This is a genomic window from Duganella callida, from assembly GCF_004614165.1.
Lineage (GTDB): Bacteria > Pseudomonadota > Gammaproteobacteria > Burkholderiales > Burkholderiaceae_D > Rugamonas > Rugamonas callida.
Map to the genome: position 1 here is coordinate 26309 of NZ_SPVG01000253.1, position 14495 is coordinate 40803.

At 64.1% G+C, this 14495-nt stretch carries 13 protein-coding genes and 2 tRNA genes; 10 read left to right on the forward strand and 5 right to left on the reverse strand.

Annotation, left to right across the window (positions count from 1 at the left end; translation table 11 throughout):
* Positions 1-16: 16 nt before the first annotated feature.
* The 4 genes from serS (at position 17) to E4L98_RS26400 (ending at position 2337) form a co-directional block, all read left to right on the forward strand.
* Positions 17-1306: a serine--tRNA ligase gene (gene serS / locus E4L98_RS26385; protein WP_135204512.1), complete on the forward strand. Its 1290-nt coding sequence runs from the start codon at positions 17-19 to the stop codon at positions 1304-1306.
* Positions 1307-1373: 67 nt separating this feature from the next.
* A tRNA-Ser gene (locus E4L98_RS26390) sits at positions 1374-1463 on the forward strand.
* Between the two features lie 31 nt (positions 1464-1494).
* Positions 1495-1584, forward strand: a tRNA-Ser gene (locus E4L98_RS26395).
* 249 nt (positions 1585-1833) lie between these two features.
* The gene (locus E4L98_RS26400) at positions 1834-2337 is read left to right on the forward strand and encodes a DUF2059 domain-containing protein (RefSeq protein WP_135204513.1); all 504 of its coding nucleotides are present in this window, start codon (positions 1834-1836) and stop codon (positions 2335-2337) included.
* A gap of 3 nt (positions 2338-2340) precedes the next feature.
* On the opposite strand, the gene E4L98_RS26405 is transcribed toward E4L98_RS26400, so the two are convergent.
* Positions 2341-2886: a UPF0149 family protein gene (locus E4L98_RS26405; protein WP_135204514.1), complete on the reverse strand. Its 546-nt coding sequence runs from the start codon at positions 2884-2886 to the stop codon at positions 2341-2343.
* 154 nt (positions 2887-3040) lie between these two features.
* On the opposite strand from E4L98_RS26405, the gene E4L98_RS30235 reads away from it, so the two are divergent.
* The 4 genes from E4L98_RS30235 to E4L98_RS26415 all read left to right on the forward strand — a co-directional run bounded on the left by E4L98_RS30235 (position 3041) and on the right by E4L98_RS26415 (position 7457).
* Positions 3041-3193 carry a hypothetical protein gene (locus E4L98_RS30235; RefSeq protein WP_167761457.1) on the forward strand — a complete coding sequence of 51 codons (153 nt, stop codon included), beginning with the start codon at positions 3041-3043 and terminating at the stop codon, positions 3191-3193.
* A 196-nt stretch (positions 3194-3389) separates the two neighbouring features.
* Entirely contained in the window at positions 3390-3530 is a 141-nt protein-coding gene (locus E4L98_RS30240; RefSeq protein WP_167761458.1) for a hypothetical protein, read from the forward strand.
* 75 nt (positions 3531-3605) lie between these two features.
* On the forward strand, positions 3606-3971 hold the full coding sequence (locus tag E4L98_RS26410) for a hypothetical protein (RefSeq protein ID WP_135204547.1): 366 nt from the start codon (positions 3606-3608) through the stop codon (positions 3969-3971).
* A gap of 144 nt (positions 3972-4115) precedes the next feature.
* Positions 4116-7457 (forward strand): response regulator, encoded by a 3342-nt coding sequence (locus tag E4L98_RS26415; RefSeq protein ID WP_229257588.1) that lies wholly within the window; start codon positions 4116-4118, stop codon positions 7455-7457.
* Between the two features lie 11 nt (positions 7458-7468).
* On the opposite strand, the gene E4L98_RS26420 is transcribed toward E4L98_RS26415, so the two are convergent.
* Both E4L98_RS26420 and E4L98_RS26425 read right to left on the reverse strand, forming a co-directional pair.
* Positions 7469-8845, reverse strand: coding sequence for a M16 family metallopeptidase (locus E4L98_RS26420; protein WP_135204516.1), 1377 nt, complete (start codon positions 8843-8845; stop codon positions 7469-7471).
* Positions 8846-8849: 4 nt separating this feature from the next.
* Positions 8850-10166 (reverse strand): M16 family metallopeptidase, encoded by a 1317-nt coding sequence (locus E4L98_RS26425; protein ID WP_135204517.1) that lies wholly within the window; start codon positions 10164-10166, stop codon positions 8850-8852.
* Positions 10167-10271: 105 nt separating this feature from the next.
* On the opposite strand from E4L98_RS26425, the gene E4L98_RS26430 reads away from it, so the two are divergent.
* The gene (locus E4L98_RS26430; protein WP_229257589.1) at positions 10272-10751 is read left to right on the forward strand and encodes an acyl-CoA thioesterase; all 480 of its coding nucleotides are present in this window, start codon (positions 10272-10274) and stop codon (positions 10749-10751) included.
* A 20-nt stretch (positions 10752-10771) separates the two neighbouring features.
* Complete coding sequence (locus E4L98_RS26435) at positions 10772-11821, forward strand: alpha/beta fold hydrolase (RefSeq protein WP_229257590.1); 1050 nt, start codon at positions 10772-10774, stop codon at positions 11819-11821.
* Here E4L98_RS26435 and E4L98_RS26440 read toward each other — a convergent pair.
* Both E4L98_RS26440 and gudD read right to left on the reverse strand, forming a co-directional pair.
* Complete coding sequence (locus tag E4L98_RS26440; protein ID WP_135204519.1) at positions 11818-13122, reverse strand: MFS transporter; 1305 nt, start codon at positions 13120-13122, stop codon at positions 11818-11820. The genes E4L98_RS26435 and E4L98_RS26440 overlap by 4 nt on opposite strands.
* Positions 13123-13152: 30 nt before the next feature.
* A complete protein-coding gene (gudD, locus tag E4L98_RS26445; RefSeq protein ID WP_205746839.1) occupies positions 13153-14493 on the reverse strand; it encodes a glucarate dehydratase in 1341 nt (446 codons plus the stop codon).
* Positions 14494-14495 lie beyond the last annotated feature (2 nt).

A 14495-nucleotide genomic window follows, 5' to 3' on the forward strand; every position in this document is an offset into this window, starting at 1 on the left:
AACGGCTTTCGTTCCCATGATTGATATCCAACTTCTCCGTAAAGACATCGCCACCGTGGCCGCGCGCCTGGCGACCCGCAAGTTCCAGCTCGACGTGGAAGCCTTCAACGCCCTCGAGTCGGAGCGCAAGGCGATCCAGACCCGCACCGAAGAACTGCAGGGCAAGCGCAATTCGCTGTCCAAGCAGATCGGCATGATGAAGGGCAAGGGCGAGGATACCTCGGCCGTCATGGCGGAAGTGGCTGGCCTGGGCGACGAGCTCAAGGCCAATGAAGTCAAACTGGGCGAACTGCAGACCCGCCTCGGCGAATTCCTGCAAACCATCCCCAACCTGCCGCATGAGTCGGTCCCGGTCGGCAACGACGAAAGCGGCAACCTCGAAGTGCGCAAGGTCGGCACGCCGCGCAGCTTCGATTTCGAGGTGAAAGACCACGTCGACGTCGGCGCCGCGCTGGGCCTGGACTTCGACACCGCGACCAAGCTGACCGGTTCGCGCTTCTCGGTGATGAAAGGTGGCATCGCCCGTCTGCACCGCGCGCTGGCGCAGTTCATGCTGAACACCCACACCGACGAGCACGGCTACACCGAGTGCTATACCCCGTACATGGTCAACGCCGATTCGCTGTACGGCACCGGCCAGCTGCCGAAGTTCGAGGCCGATCTGTTCTCGGTGAAGAAGGGCGGCGCGGAAGGCGAGGGCGAAACCTTCTACCTGATCCCGACCTCGGAAGTATCGCTGACCAACATCGTGCGCGACGAGATCGTCGCCGCCGAAAGCCTGCCGCTGAAGATGACCGCGCACACCCCGTGCTTCCGCTCGGAAGCGGGCAGCTACGGCCGCGACACCCGCGGCATGATCCGCCAGCACCAGTTCGACAAGGTCGAAATGGTGCAGGTGGTGCATCCGGACCAGTCCTACGCCGCGCTGGACGAGATGGTCGGCCACGCCGAAACCATCCTGCAGCGCCTGGGCCTGCCGTACCGCGTGCTGTCGCTGTGCACCGGCGACATGGGCTTCGGCGCCGCCAAGACCTATGACCTGGAAGTGTGGCTGCCGGCGCAGAACACTTACCGCGAAATTTCCTCGCTGTCGAACTGCGAAGCGTTCCAGGCGCGCCGCATGCAGGCGCGCTTCCGCAACGCCGCCGGCAAGCCGGAACTGCTGCACACGCTGAACGGTTCCGGCCTGGCGGTGGGCCGCACCCTGGTCGCCGTGCTGGAAAATTACCAGCAGGCCGACGGCTCGGTGGAAATCCCGGAAGTGCTGCGTCCGTACATGGGCGGACAAACGCATTTGAAAGTGTAATTTCACCCTTCCATTTTCCTGAAGGCCTGCTATAATCTTGCCTTCTCGCAGCAGCACGTGGGAAAACGGAGAGGTGGCAGAGTGGTCGATTGTACTTGACTCGAAATCAAGCGATGGGGCAACCCATCCGTGGGTTCGAATCCCACCCTCTCCGCCAATGTGCGGTTGTAAGAAAAAATGCGTCACCAGGAGAGGTGGCAGAGTGGTCGATTGTACTTGACTCGAAATCAAGCGATGGTGCAAACCATCCGTGGGTTCGAATCCCACCCTCTCCGCCAATATTCAATAAAAAAGCTCCCGCAAGGGAGCTTTTTTATTTCCGGACCGGAGAGGAGCGAGCGCAGCTCGCGCGTGGGATTCGAAGACTCGCGCGTACTCGCGCGAGGGCGGCCTGCAGGATGTAGGCGAATCCCACCCTCTCCGCCAATATTCAGTAAAAAAGCTCCCGCCAGGGAGCTTTTTTATTTGTGTGGCCGCTTCTTCGGTATTGGTAATAGAATTCAAGAAAAATTACCAAAGGAGCAAAGATGAGAACACCCGCCGCCTTCCTGATCGCCGCATTGCTGGCCGGTTCCGCGCACGCCGCCACGGCCAATCCCGACGCCGCCCAGATCAAGGCCGCGCACGACCTGATGGCCGCAATGCAGGCCGAGAAAATGATGCGCATGACCGCCGGCATGAGCAAGTACGCCTCGCCGGCCCAGCGCGAGCAGGTGATGGCCAAGGTGAAGGCGCTGCCGCCGGAAACCGTTTATACCCGACTGGCGACGCCGGTGGCCAAACTGCTCAGCACCGAAACCGCGCTGGAAATGACCAAGTACTACCAGTCCAGCTACGGCCAGAAAGTGCTGCATGACACCTACAACAGCGCGCCGCAGCTGTATCCGACGCTGCCCAAGCCAACCCCGGCCGAAGCGGCCGAATTGAAGAAACCGGCCTACGTCAAGGCCGACCAAGAATTCAAGGCCAACGAGTCCGCCATCCAGCACGAAACCTTTGTGCTGCTGAAGGACATCATCAACGGCAAATAACCCTCAGGCGCCGCAGCACTTCTTGTATTTCCGGCCGCTGCCGCAAGGGCAGGGATCGTTGCGGCCGACCTTGGCCGCTTTCGGTTGCGGTGTGTGGAAGAAGGCGTTGATCTGGATGACGGCCAGCGGCAGCTTGCCGACCCAGTTGTCGCCCTTGCGTTCCAGCGGCGCCAGCAGCGCCGGCTGTTGCGCACGCAGCGGCGCCCATGCTTCCTGCGCCAGCTGCATGCCCTCGACAAACCCTTCGCTCCAGGCTTCGGCGGTCCAGGTGCCGCCGCATGCGTAAATCGGTTCGAAGCTGTCCGGGTCCTTCGCCATCCAGACGCGCATGTAGTCGTGATGGCGCAGCACCAGCGCGGCGGCTTCGTCGCTGCCGCCCTCGCCGCCCCAGACCCTGGGCAGCCACACATCCCTTGCGACCTCGGCCGGACCGACCGCCAGCGCGGTCAGAAAACCCTCCAGCTTCGCCACATCCATGCTCTGCGGCCCCATGGCGGCCAGCAGGTCGTCGAGTCGATCGTATTCGTCATCGTTCAGTGGTGTGCTCATCGGGTGATCCGCGCGGGACAGAAAAACGCCATTGTACAGTGGGGCAAAAACCTGGCGGCAGACTGCGTGCGGCAACGCACGCAGGGACGCATTGACGCCTTGTTTCTCGCCGCGCTTCCCCAACACTGAAAGCAAGTTCAAAAAGGAGAGCAGCATGACTTACTACGCCCACATCACCCCCGATCCGGACGATCCGCCGCCGCAACCCTTGCCGGAAAAAGAACCGCCGCCCGACAATTCGCCGCCGCCACCCGAACACGCGCCGATCGAGGAGCCGGCGCCGCCCAAGCCACCTATCAAAATGTAAATATTGCTGTGCTTGTGTGCGCCAGCGTACCGTCCGTTCCGTGCAACGGACGGTAAAGTATCCTTGACTCTGGAGCGTATTGTGCTCATGTTGCTCGGTGGATACTTTTTTTGTTATTTGTGCTCGCCGTCACAATCAGGTCATGCAGTGTTTTCTATAATTTAGTCATGTCATCGGACCTGTCACGGAGAGCATCATGGGCAACTCTTTGCACAACAAAATCTATCTCGGCCGCCGCAGCATCGCCCTGAGCGAGAAGCGTGTACAGGCCATGCTCTGCCTCGCCGCCTTCGCCAGCATCGGCCTGGCCTGGCTGCTGATCCGCGTCCTGCAATAAACGTTCCGGATTTGCCATCGCCCCGCCGGGCGCGTACCATGAGGGCCGCAGCAGTCTCTTATGGAAAAAATGGCAATGAAGAACGAAAAATTCACGCAGGACGAGTACGACGCCCTCAACGAAATCAAGCGCGGCATCAAGGGCGACCGCGTCAGTGCGTGTGTGGGCCGCAACAGCAAGCGGCTGTCCGGCCTCAAGCTGATCAGCATCGCCCGTAACGGCCGCATCAGCCTCACCGACAAGGGCGAGGAAACCCTATTCCTGCGCCGTTGCGTGCTGGGCTTGCGCGCGATCGAGGCCGATCCGGCCAGTCACATCGATCAGGACGTCGCGCTGTTCCTGGGCAAAAAATCCCACATCATTCCCCGCCCCGACGGCGGTTACGACATCAGCGACAAGGGCCGCGAGTCGCTGGCCGACATCATCAGCCAGGGTTTATGAAAAAAAACGCTCCTGTGGGGCGTTTTTTTTGCTGTAATGTATTAGCCAAGTCAGCAACGTTATAGGGCCTCCGCTGCCATGAGATTTGCCACGCTGCAAAAGTTTCGCCAATTGTTCGGTGTATTGGCGACTGCCGTAGTTCTGGTGTTGCTGATAGTTTCGCTCGCAGTATTCCATGTCCTGAACAAAAGTCGGGAACGCTATTACGCGACCGCCGAGGAAACCTCGCGCAATCTCGCCATCACGCTGGAAAATTACCTGCAATCGCACTTTCTCGAGGTCGATCTGGCCATGCGGCGGGCAGACCTGGAGTTCCGTACCCTGCATCAGGAACACCGTTTCAGCGACGAGGTCTTCAGCGCCTACCTGCGTTCGCTGAAGGAGCGGCTGCCGCATGCGCAGGCCGTGCGCGGCGCCAATGCCCAAGGCATGGTGATTTACGGCGAGCAGGTCGATCCCGCCAATCCGCAGGACCTCAGCATTCGCGAATTCTATCCGCGCTTGCAGAGCGAGCATGAACTGATCTTCGGCATCCCGGTGCAGTCGCGCATCAGCGGCGAATGGGTGTTGCCGCTGGCCTACCCGCTGACCAGGGCCGACGGCAGCTACGGCGGCGCCGCCTATGTGCTGATGAACAGCTCGCGCCTTACGGAAGCGTTTTCCCAGCTGAATATCGGCGCGCACGGCTCCATCGTGCTGCTGGATGACCGCAAGCGCGTGCTGCACCGCTACCCGGAAGCGGCCGACATGAAGTTCGGCTCCGTCATCCGCGTCAACCCCGCCACTCAGGCCATCCTCGACGGCCGGCAGAAGCGCGCCAGTTATACGGTGGTCAGTCCGCGCGACAACCGCGAGCGCACGCTGAGCGTGGAGAAGGTGGGCGCGTATCCGGTATATGTTGTGGTGGGGCTGGCCAGCGAAGACTTCCTGGCGCCGTGGCACAAGGAAATCCGCAATGCCTCGATCTTCCTGATCCTGCTGGTCGGCTTGTCCGGCGCTCTGCTGGTCGGCGTGCGTTATGCCTTGCAGCGGCAGTACCAGGTGCTGCGCACGCTGGGCGAAACCGACCGCGCGCTGCAGGATTCGCTGGCGCGGCTGACCGCCTCGGAATCGCGCTGGCGCTCGCTGACCGAGGGCTTGCCGCAGATGGTGTGGACCGCGACCCCCGACCTGCGCCTGGATTTCCTCAGCCACCACTGGGAAGCGTTCAGCGGCGTGCCGTCGGCGCAATTGCTGGCCACCGGCGACTGGTCGCGCGTGATCCATCCGGACGACATCGACACCGTGCGCGCCGCCTGGCGCCAGGCGCTGGCGGACGGACGCCAGTTCCGCTGCGACTGCCGCCTGCGCCGCCATGACGGCGTATGGCGCGTGTTCGACAACCACGCGCTGCCGCAAAAGGATGGCGGCGGCGCGGTGGTGAGCTGGGTCGGCAGCAGCACCGACAGCACCGAATTGCGCGCCGCCCACGACGAACTGCTGCGCGCCAAGGAGGACGCCATCCAGGCCGGCCGTGCCAAGTCCGACTTCGTCGCCAACATGAGCCATGAAATCCGCTCGCCGATGAACGCGGTGCTGGGCATGTTGCAGCTGCTGCGCCAGACCGCGATGAACGGCCGCCAGCAGGACTACGTCGACAAGGCGCACGCGGCGGCCAGCGCCCTGCTGGGGCTGCTGAACGACATCCTCGATTTTTCCAAGGTGGAGGCGGGCAAACTGGCGCTGGACCCACATCCGTTCCGGCTGGACAAGCTGTGGCGCGATCTGGCGGTGATCCTGTCGGCCAATGTCGGCCACAAAGACATCGAAGTGCTGTTCCGCATGGATGCCTCGCTGCCGGCGGCGGTGGTGGGGGATGCGCTGCGGCTGCAGCAGGTGCTGCTCAACCTGGCCGGCAATGCCATCAAGTTCACCGAGCGCGGCGAAGTGGTGGTCTCGGCCCAGGTGCTGACCCGCAGCGACGACAAACTGATGGTGGCGTTTGCGATCCGCGACACCGGCATCGGTATCGCGCCCGACCAGTGCGAGCATATTTTCGACGGCTTCTCGCAAGCCGAAGCGTCGACCGCGCGGCGCTATGGCGGCACCGGGCTGGGGCTGGCGATCAGTCAGCGGCTGGTGCGGCTGATGGGCGGGGCGTTGCGCGTCAGCAGCCAGCTGGGGCAGGGCAGTGTGTTCGACTTCGCGATCGAGCTGGGCGTCGCGGCCGAGCAGCCCGAGCCGGCCAGCACGGCGACGCCGCCGGCCGCCATGCGCGGCCTGTCCTGCCTGGTGGTGGACGATAACCCGGTGGCGCGCACGGTGCTGCGCGAGATGGCCGCCTCGTTCGGCTGGCGCGCCGACGTCGCCGGCAGCGGTTACGAAGCGCTGGACCTGATCGCCGCACGCCTGCGGCAGCGCAAGGCGTACGACGTGGTGTTCATCGACTGGCGCATGCCGACCCTGGACGGCTGGGAAACCAGCCGCCGCATCCGCGAGCTGACACCGGCAGGCAAGACACCGCTGATCGTGATGGTCACCGCGCACGACCGCGAACTGCTGGCGCGGCGGCAGAAGGAAGTCGCGTCGGTGCTGGATGGCTTCGTCGTCAAGCCGGTGACGGCCTCGATGCTGTTCGACGCCGTGGCCGATGCGCGCCTGGAACAGCGCAAACCGCCGGAACGGCCGGCGCAGCCGACGCAACGGCGGCTGGCCGGCCTGCGCGTGCTGCTGGTGGACGATAACCCGGCCAACCAGCAGGTCGCCAGCGAACTGCTGAGCAGCGAAGGCGCGCAAATGGAAGTGGCCAGCTCGGGGCAGATGGCGATTGGCGCGCTGTGCCGCTCCGGACCGCTGCCCGACCTGATCCTGATGGACATCCAGATGCCGGAAATGGACGGTTACCAGACCACGGCGGCCATCCTGGAGCAGCTCGGCAACACCGCGCCACCGATCGTCGCCATGACCGCCAACGTCATGCAGTCCGACCGCATCGCCGCGCTGGACGCCGGCATGGTCGACCATGTGGGCAAACCGTTCGACCTCGATCAACTGGTGGCGGTCATTCTCGTCCACACCGGGCGCGCTGGCGCGAACGCGGACGCCGGCACTGCGCCGATACTGTCGGAGGGCGGCGCACCCGGTCGAGAGACGGCGGAAGAGAGTCCCGCCGCGCTGCCCGCACCGGGGCTGAATACCGCGGCGGCGCTGAAGCGGCTGGGCGGTCTGGAATCGGTCTACCAGATCGCGCTGCGCAGCTTCGTCACCGAAGCCGAACGGCTGGCGGCGCAGCTGCACAGCGCGCGCGAACGCCGGGATTGCGGCGCCGCGCTGCCCGTCATCCACACCCTGAAAGGCTTGGCCGGCACGGTCGGCGCCGACCTCCTGGCCGCGTTGTCGCAGCGGGCCGAGCTGGCACTCAGCCAGACCCCGCCCGATTGGGAGCCGCTGCAAGCCGTCCTCACCGCCTGTCCCCGTATCACCGCCGAAATCGCCGACAGGCTCTGACCCCGACTTTTTTAGCGGAAGCCGTCGGCGGCGATGTCGAGTTCGGTGACGTCGCCCCAGGTTTTGGCGATGTCGCGGATGGCGTCGGCTTTGCCGATCAACACCGTCTGCAGGTTGTCGCGCGGGTAGTGCCGGGCGATCAGCGCTTGCGCTTTTTCGGGCGTCAGGCTGTCGACGTCGCGCGTGAAGTGGTCGATCTGCGCGCGGCCGACCTGGTTGGCGTACATGTCGCCCAGCAGGCTTGCCAGCTGTTCGCCGGTTTCGTAACGCGGCGGGAACTGGCCTTTGACGTAGGCCTTGGCCGATTCCAGCGTGGCCTTGTCGATACCCCGGTCCCACAGCCGCTGGTAGGTCTTGTTGGCCAGGGCCAGCGCCGCTTCGGTCTTCGGCAGCGCGGTGAAGCTGCTGATGGCGAAGGTGCCGGTCTGCGACAGTGTGGCGAACTGGCTGCTGGCGCCATAGGTCAGGCCGGAGTTGACCCGCAGTTCGTCGTTCAGCCATGAGGTGAAGCGCCCGCCCAGCACGGTGTTGATCACCTGCAGCGGCACGTAATCCGGGTCGTTGCGGGCGATGCCGGCGCCGCCGATCAGGAAGGTGGTCTCGATGGCGTCCGGTTTGTTGACCAGCCAGACGCGCGCCTTGTCGGCCTTGACCTTGCCGTTGTCCTGCGCCGCCGGCGCCGGGCCGCTGGCTTTCCAGGCGCCGAACAGGGATTCGATCTGCTGGCGCATGTCGGTTTTCTGGAAGTCGCCCACCACGATGATGGCGGCGTTGTCCGGACGATAGTAGCGCTGGTAGTAGCCCTGCACATCGTCGCGTTTCAGCGCGCCGACGCTGCTGACGGTGCCGCCGGGCGGAATGCCATACGGGCTGTCGCCGAACAGCATGGCGCGGTAGTAGTTCTGCACCACGTTGCGCGGCGCTTCCTTGGCTTGTTTCAAGCCGTTGACTTTGCGGTCGCGCAGCTTGGTCAGTTCGGCCTCGTCGAAGCTGGGCTGCTGGACGATTTCGGCGAACAGCGGCAGCAGTACGGCGCTGTCGGCGCGGGCGAAGTTGGCCTGCACGGTGCTGGCCTCGGTGCCGGCGCCGCCGGCCAGACGCGCGCCGCGGTAGTCGAAGGCGTTGTCGATGGCGGTCTTGTCGTGCGCTTTGGTGCCGAGCAGCAGGCCGTCGCCGGTCAGGTTGGACAGGCCGGGCTGCCCGCCGTCGTTGACGGCGCCGGCTTTCACCACGGCGCGCACGGAGATCAGCGGCACGTCGTGCCGTTCCATCAGGTAGACGGTCAGGCCGTTCTGCAAGGTGATGGTGTCGAATTCGGGCAGGCGGAATTCGGCGCCGTGGGCCACGCCGACGGTCAGCAGGGCGGCGGCAATGATGGTGTTGCGCATGTGATCAATCCTCCTTCGCGGCCAGCACGCCGACGGTGCGCTGCGATTTCTTCAGGTATTTGGCGGCGACGGCCTGGATGTCGGCCGGCGTCAGTTTTGCGTAGGCGGCGGGGGCGTCGAACATTTTGCGGTAGTCGCCGAAGAACACTTCATAGGTGCCCAGCGATTGCGCCTTGCCGTTGATGGTTTCCTGCTCGCGGTACAGGTTGACCAGCTTCTGGTTCTTCACCTTTTGCAGTTCCTCGTCGGAGACGCCGTCCTTGACCAGTTTGTCCACCTCGGCCAGCAGCGCCTTTTCCAGCACGGCCGGTTCGGTCTTGGCGGTGGCCACCGCCGACAGGTAGAGCAGGCCGGGATCGAATCCATCGAGGCTGCTGGCGCCGACCTGGGTGGCCAGCTGCTTTTCCACCAGCGCCTTGTACAGGCGCGAGGTCTTGCCTTCGGCGAGCAGGCTTTGCAACACTTCCAGCGCATAGAAGTCGGGATTGTCGGCGCGCGGAATCTTGTAGGCGATGGCCAGGTTGGCCGAGGTGGCCGATTCCTTGGTGACGAACACGCGCCGTTCGCCTTTCTGCGGCGGTTCGATGGTGCGCACGGCCGGCGGCGCGGCGCGTTTCGGAATGCCGCCGAAGTATCGGGTGGCCAGCTTCTTCACCTCATCGGCCCTGACGTCGCCGACGATCACCGCCACCGCGTTGTTGGGCGCGTAGTAGGTGCGGAAGTAGTGCTCCAGGTCTTCCTGCGTCCACGCCTTGATGTCGGACTCGTTGCCGATCACCGACCACGAATACGGATGCGCGAGGAAGGCGACGCTGTTGACTTCCTCGCGCAGCATGCGCATGTTGGAATTCTCCAGCCCAGTGCTGCGCTCGGACAGCACCACGCCGCGCTCGCTGGCCACCATCTTGGGATCGATGGTCAGATGCGCGATGCGGTCGCTCTCCAGCGTGAAAATGGTTTCCAGCGAGGTGGAGGGGAACCAGTCCTGGTACACGGTCAGGTCGGTGCTGGTGTAGGCGTTGTTGGCGCCGCCCTTGGCTTCCATGGTGCGGTCGAACATCTTCGGCCCATAGTTCCTGGAGCCGTTGAACATCATGTGTTCAAAGAAGTGCGACAGGCCGGTGATGCCGGGCGCCTCGTTGCGCGAACCCACCTTCCAGAAGGTGTACATATTGGCGTTGGGGATGCCGTGCGATTCGAGGACGATGAACTTCATGCCGTTGGCCAGCGTGAAGGTCTGCACCTGGTCCGCCGTGACGGCGGCTTGCGCAGTCAGGGTCAGGCCCAGCGCAAGGCCGGCGGCGAGGACTTTCCATTTCATGAGCGCTCCTTCCAAAGTAAGCGCAAAGCATACAACTATTGTTTAGTAATTGCGAATGCCGGCTTTAGCGGCTAGCATGGTGCAAACATAACCTCCGGAGCAAACATGGAAAAACCGATGAATTGGGAGGCGCATGAGCTGAGCATGACCGTGCTGATGACGCCCGATATGGCTAACTTCTCAGGCAACGTCCACGGCGGCACCATCCTGAAATTCCTCGACAGCGTGGCCTACGCCTGCGCCAGCCGCTGGGCCGCCAGCTATGTGGTGACGCTGTCGGTGGACCAGGTGATGTTCCTGCAGCCTATCCACGTGGGCGAGCTGGTGACTTTCCTGGCCTCGATCAATTACACCGGCAACTCATCGATGGAAGTCGGCATCCGCGTGGTGACCGAGAACATCCAGCAGCGCCTGGTGCGTCACGCGAACAGCTGTTACTTCACCATGGTCGCGGTGGATAGCGACCGCAAGCCGGTCAAGGTGCCGACCCTGGTGCCGCACACCGAGGAGCAGAAGGCGCGCTGGGAACAGGCGCTGCTGCGCAAGCAGGCGCGCCAGATGGTGCACGGCAACCGCAAGAAATGAGGCGGCTGGCGCTGGCAATCATGCTGGTCGCGGCGGCGCTGGGCACGGCCGCCGCGGCCGAACCGGCCGGCAGGGACATCATCGCCGATGTCGGCAGGATCGTCGCGCCCAACGGCGTGCAGGAGAATTTCAAGCTGCGCATCGGCGGCATCGACCAGTGGATCTATACGCGCGGCCAGGACCGCCGCAACCCGGTGCTGCTGTTCGTGCACGGCGGCCCGGCCTCGCCCAGCGCGCCCACCATGTGGATGTACCAGCGTCCGCTGGAAGAGTACTTCACTGTGGTGAATTACGACCAGCGCGGCGCCGGCCGCACCTATCTGGAGACCGATCCCGAAGTGGTGCGGCCGACGCTGCGCATCGGCCAGTTCGTCGACGATGCGGTGGAGATTGCCCGCGCCGTCAGCAAGCGCTATGGCAAGCGCAAGGTGATTCTGGTCGGCCACAGCTGGGGTACGGTGGTGGGCATGCGCGCGGTGCTGGCACATCCTGAGCTGTTCCATGCTTACGTCGGCATCGGGCAGGTGATCAGCATGCGCGATAACGAGAAGCTCAGCTTCGACTTTGCGCTGGCGCAGGCGCGCAGGGAACACAACGGCAAGGCGATCGGCGAGCTGGAATCGATTGCGCCGTACCCCGGCGATACGCCGATCACGCGCGAGCGTATCGTGATCGAACGGAACTGGGCGCAGCATTATGGCGGGCTGGCGGCGTATCGTGGCGATTTCGCGTATTACTTCAACGCGCCGCTGCTGTCGCCGGAGTATGACGACAAGGCTGTCAAAGCCATCGATCAGGGCAGCCTGCTGACGCTGGACCGTGTGTTGAACGAATGGCTGCAGGTGGATTTCAAGCCGGTGACGAAGTTTCCGGTGCCGGTGCTGATGTTCATGGGACGGCACGATTACACCACCCCATCCGAACCGACGGCGGCCTGGCTGGCCAAGGTGCAGGCGCCTTACAAGCGCGCCGTCTGGTTCGAGAACTCCGCGCATCTGGTGCAGTTCGAGGAGCCGGGCAAGACGCTGGTCAGTCTGCTGGAGTACGTCCGCCCGCTGGCGCAGGATTAAGATTTGCGGCGGGTGAGGAATACCAGTCCCGCCGCAAGGACCGACGCCGCCGACAGCGCATACAGGCCGCCCTGGATGGAGCCGGTCTTCTGCTCCAGGTAGCCGAAGGTGGCTGGCGCCACGAATCCGCCCAGATTTCCCAGCGAGTTAATCAGCGCGATCACGCCCGCCGCGATGCGGCTGTCCAGGTAACCCTGCGGAATCGGCCAGAACAGCGAGGACGCCGCCTTGAAGCCCAGGCCCGCGAAGCAGATCGCCACGAACGCGAACACCGGGCCGCCGGTGGTGGAGGCGAACATGCCGCACGCCGCCACGATCAGCGCCACCGCCACCCACGCCTGCTGGTTGCGGTAGCGCTGCGCCAGCGCCGCGAACATGTACATGGCCGCGATCGAAATGATCCACGGGATGGAGTTGAACAGCCCAACCTGGAATTCCGAGAAGTGCCCCATCTTCTTGATGATGGACGGCAGCCAGAACGTGGTGCCGTAAATGGTCAGCTGGATCGCGAAGTAGATGAAGCAGAACAGCGCGATGCGGCCATCCTTCAGCAGCGACAGCATGCTGGCGTTTTTCGGCTTGCTGGCGTCGCGCTCCTTTTTCTCGGCGTCGATCACGGCCGCCAGCGCGTCGCGTTCGGCCTCGCTCAGCCACTTGGCGTCCCTGGGATGCGAGTCCAGGCAGAACCAGACGATGAAGCACAATACCACCGAGGCCAGGCCTTCGATGATGAACATCCACTGCCAGCCGTGAAAACCGCCGCCCTCGATCTGCAGCAGGCCGCCCGACAATGGCCCTGACAGAATCGACGCCAGCGCGGAACCGCTGAGGAAGATGGCCATCGCCTTGCCGCGCTCGCGGTTCGGCAGCCACTGGGTGAAGTAGTACACCACGCCCGGGAAGAAGCCGGCTTCGGCCACGCCCAGCAAAAAGCGCATGATGTAGAACGAGGTTTCGCCCTGCACGAAAGCCATGCCGGTGGCCACCACGCCCCAGCTGCCCATGATGCGCGTCAGCCAGGCCTTGGCGCCGAAGCGCTGCTGCAGGATGTTGGACGGCACCTCGAACAGCGCATACGCCAGGAAGAACACGCCGGCGCCAAAGCCGAAGGCCGCCGCGCCTATGCCCAGGTCCTTCTCCAGGTGCGCGCGCACAAAGCCGATGTTGACGCGGTCGATGTAGTTCGCAATGAACATCACCACGAACAGCGGCAGGATGCGCCATTTGACTTTCTCGACCGCGCCATCGAGAACGGTGGGCGCCGCTGCGGCCTGCGCGGCCGCTGGAATTGCTGTATTCATGATCGTCTCCTTGATCGTTCCGTTGTGTTTTTATCGAACCATGCAAGGCATCTTGTTATTGAATTTCCAGCCGGGGATCAGGAACTGCATGGCCACCGCGTCGTCGCGCGCGCCCAGGCCCATGTTCAGGTACAGCTGGTGCGCCGCTTCGATGGCGTCCAGGTCGATTTCCACCCCCAGGCCCGGTTTCTGCGGCACCTGCACCATGCCGCCCTTGATCCGCAGCGGTTCCCTGGTCAGATGCTGGCCGTCCTGCCAGATCCAGTGGGTATCGATGGCGGTGATGTTGCCCGGCGCCGCCGCGGCCACATGGGTGAACATGGCCAGCGAGATGTCGAAGTGGTTGTTCGAGTGCGAGCCCCAGGTCAGGCCCCATTCGTGGCACATCTGCGCCACGCGCACCGAACCCTGCATGGTCCAGAAGTGCGGGTCGGCCAGCGGAATGTCGACCGATTGCAGCTGGATCGCGTGGCCCATTTCGCGCCAGTCGGTGGCGATCATGTTGGTGGCGGTCGGCAGGCCGGTGGCGCGGCGGAACTCGGCCATCACTTCGCGGCCGGAATAGCCGTTTTCGGCGCCGCACGGGTCTTCGGCGTAGGCCAGTACGTCGCCCTGGTCGCGGCACAGGCGGATCGCGTCCTTCAGCAGCCAGCCGCCGTTCGGGTCCAGCGTCACGCGCGCCCGCGGGAAGCGCTCGTGCAGCGCGGTGACGGCTTCGATCTCCTCTTCGCCGCGGAACACGCCGCCTTTCAATTTGAAGTCGTTGAAGCCGTAGCGCTGATAGGCAGCTTCGGCCAGGCGCACCACGGCCTCCGGCGTGACGGCGGCTTCATGGCGCAGGCGCAGCCAGTCGTCTTGTTCTCCGGGGGCTTCATCGTAGGGCAGGTCGGTGGCCTTGCGGTCGCCGATATAGAACAGATAGCCAAGCATTTCCACTTCGCTGCGCTGCTGGCCTTCGCCGAGCAGGGCGGCAACCGGCACGCCGAGGAACTGGCCGAGCAGGTCGAGCAGGGCGGCTTCCAGCGCGGTGACGGCGTGGATGGCGATGCGCAGGTCGAAGGTTTGCAGGCCGCGGCCGCCGGCGTCGCGGTCGGCGAAGGCCTTGCGTGCGGCGTTGAGGATGGCGTTGTAATTGCCGACCGGCTGGTTCAACACCAGGCTGCGGGCGTCTTCCAGTGTCTGGCGGATTTTCTCGCCGCCGGGCACTTCGCCAACGCCGGTGTGGCCGGCGCTGTCGGTCAGGATCACGACGTTGCGGGTGAAGTAGGGGCCGTGGGCGCCGCTCAGGTTGAGCAGCATGCTGTCGCGGCCGGCGACCGGCACCACGCGCATGGCAACGATGCGAGGGGTGTCATTTTTTTGCTGTTCCATGG

What these genes read in the sequence shown, in the direction of transcription:
- serS (WP_135204512.1), top strand. Translation starts at nt 17, where the DNA reads ATGATTGATATCCAACTTCTCCGTAAAGACATCGCCACCGTGGCCGCG.
- E4L98_RS26400 (WP_135204513.1), top strand. Translation starts at nt 1,834, where the DNA reads ATGAGAACACCCGCCGCCTTCCTGATCGCCGCATTGCTGGCCGGTTCC.
- E4L98_RS26405 (WP_135204514.1), bottom strand. Translation starts at nt 2,886, where the DNA reads ATGAGCACACCACTGAACGATGACGAATACGATCGACTCGACGACCTG.
- E4L98_RS30235 (WP_167761457.1), top strand. Translation starts at nt 3,041, where the DNA reads ATGACTTACTACGCCCACATCACCCCCGATCCGGACGATCCGCCGCCG.
- E4L98_RS30240 (WP_167761458.1), top strand. Translation starts at nt 3,390, where the DNA reads ATGGGCAACTCTTTGCACAACAAAATCTATCTCGGCCGCCGCAGCATC.
- E4L98_RS26410 (WP_135204547.1), top strand. Translation starts at nt 3,606, where the DNA reads ATGAAGAACGAAAAATTCACGCAGGACGAGTACGACGCCCTCAACGAA.
- E4L98_RS26420 (WP_135204516.1), bottom strand. Translation starts at nt 8,845, where the DNA reads ATGCGCAACACCATCATTGCCGCCGCCCTGCTGACCGTCGGCGTGGCC.
- E4L98_RS26425 (WP_135204517.1), bottom strand. Translation starts at nt 10,166, where the DNA reads ATGAAATGGAAAGTCCTCGCCGCCGGCCTTGCGCTGGGCCTGACCCTG.
- E4L98_RS26430 (WP_229257589.1), top strand. Translation starts at nt 10,272, where the DNA reads ATGGAAAAACCGATGAATTGGGAGGCGCATGAGCTGAGCATGACCGTG.
- E4L98_RS26435 (WP_229257590.1), top strand. Translation starts at nt 10,772, where the DNA reads ATGCTGGTCGCGGCGGCGCTGGGCACGGCCGCCGCGGCCGAACCGGCC.
- E4L98_RS26440 (WP_135204519.1), bottom strand. Translation starts at nt 13,122, where the DNA reads ATGAATACAGCAATTCCAGCGGCCGCGCAGGCCGCAGCGGCGCCCACC.
- gudD (WP_205746839.1), bottom strand. Translation starts at nt 14,493, where the DNA reads ATGGAACAGCAAAAAAATGACACCCCTCGCATCGTTGCCATGCGCGTG.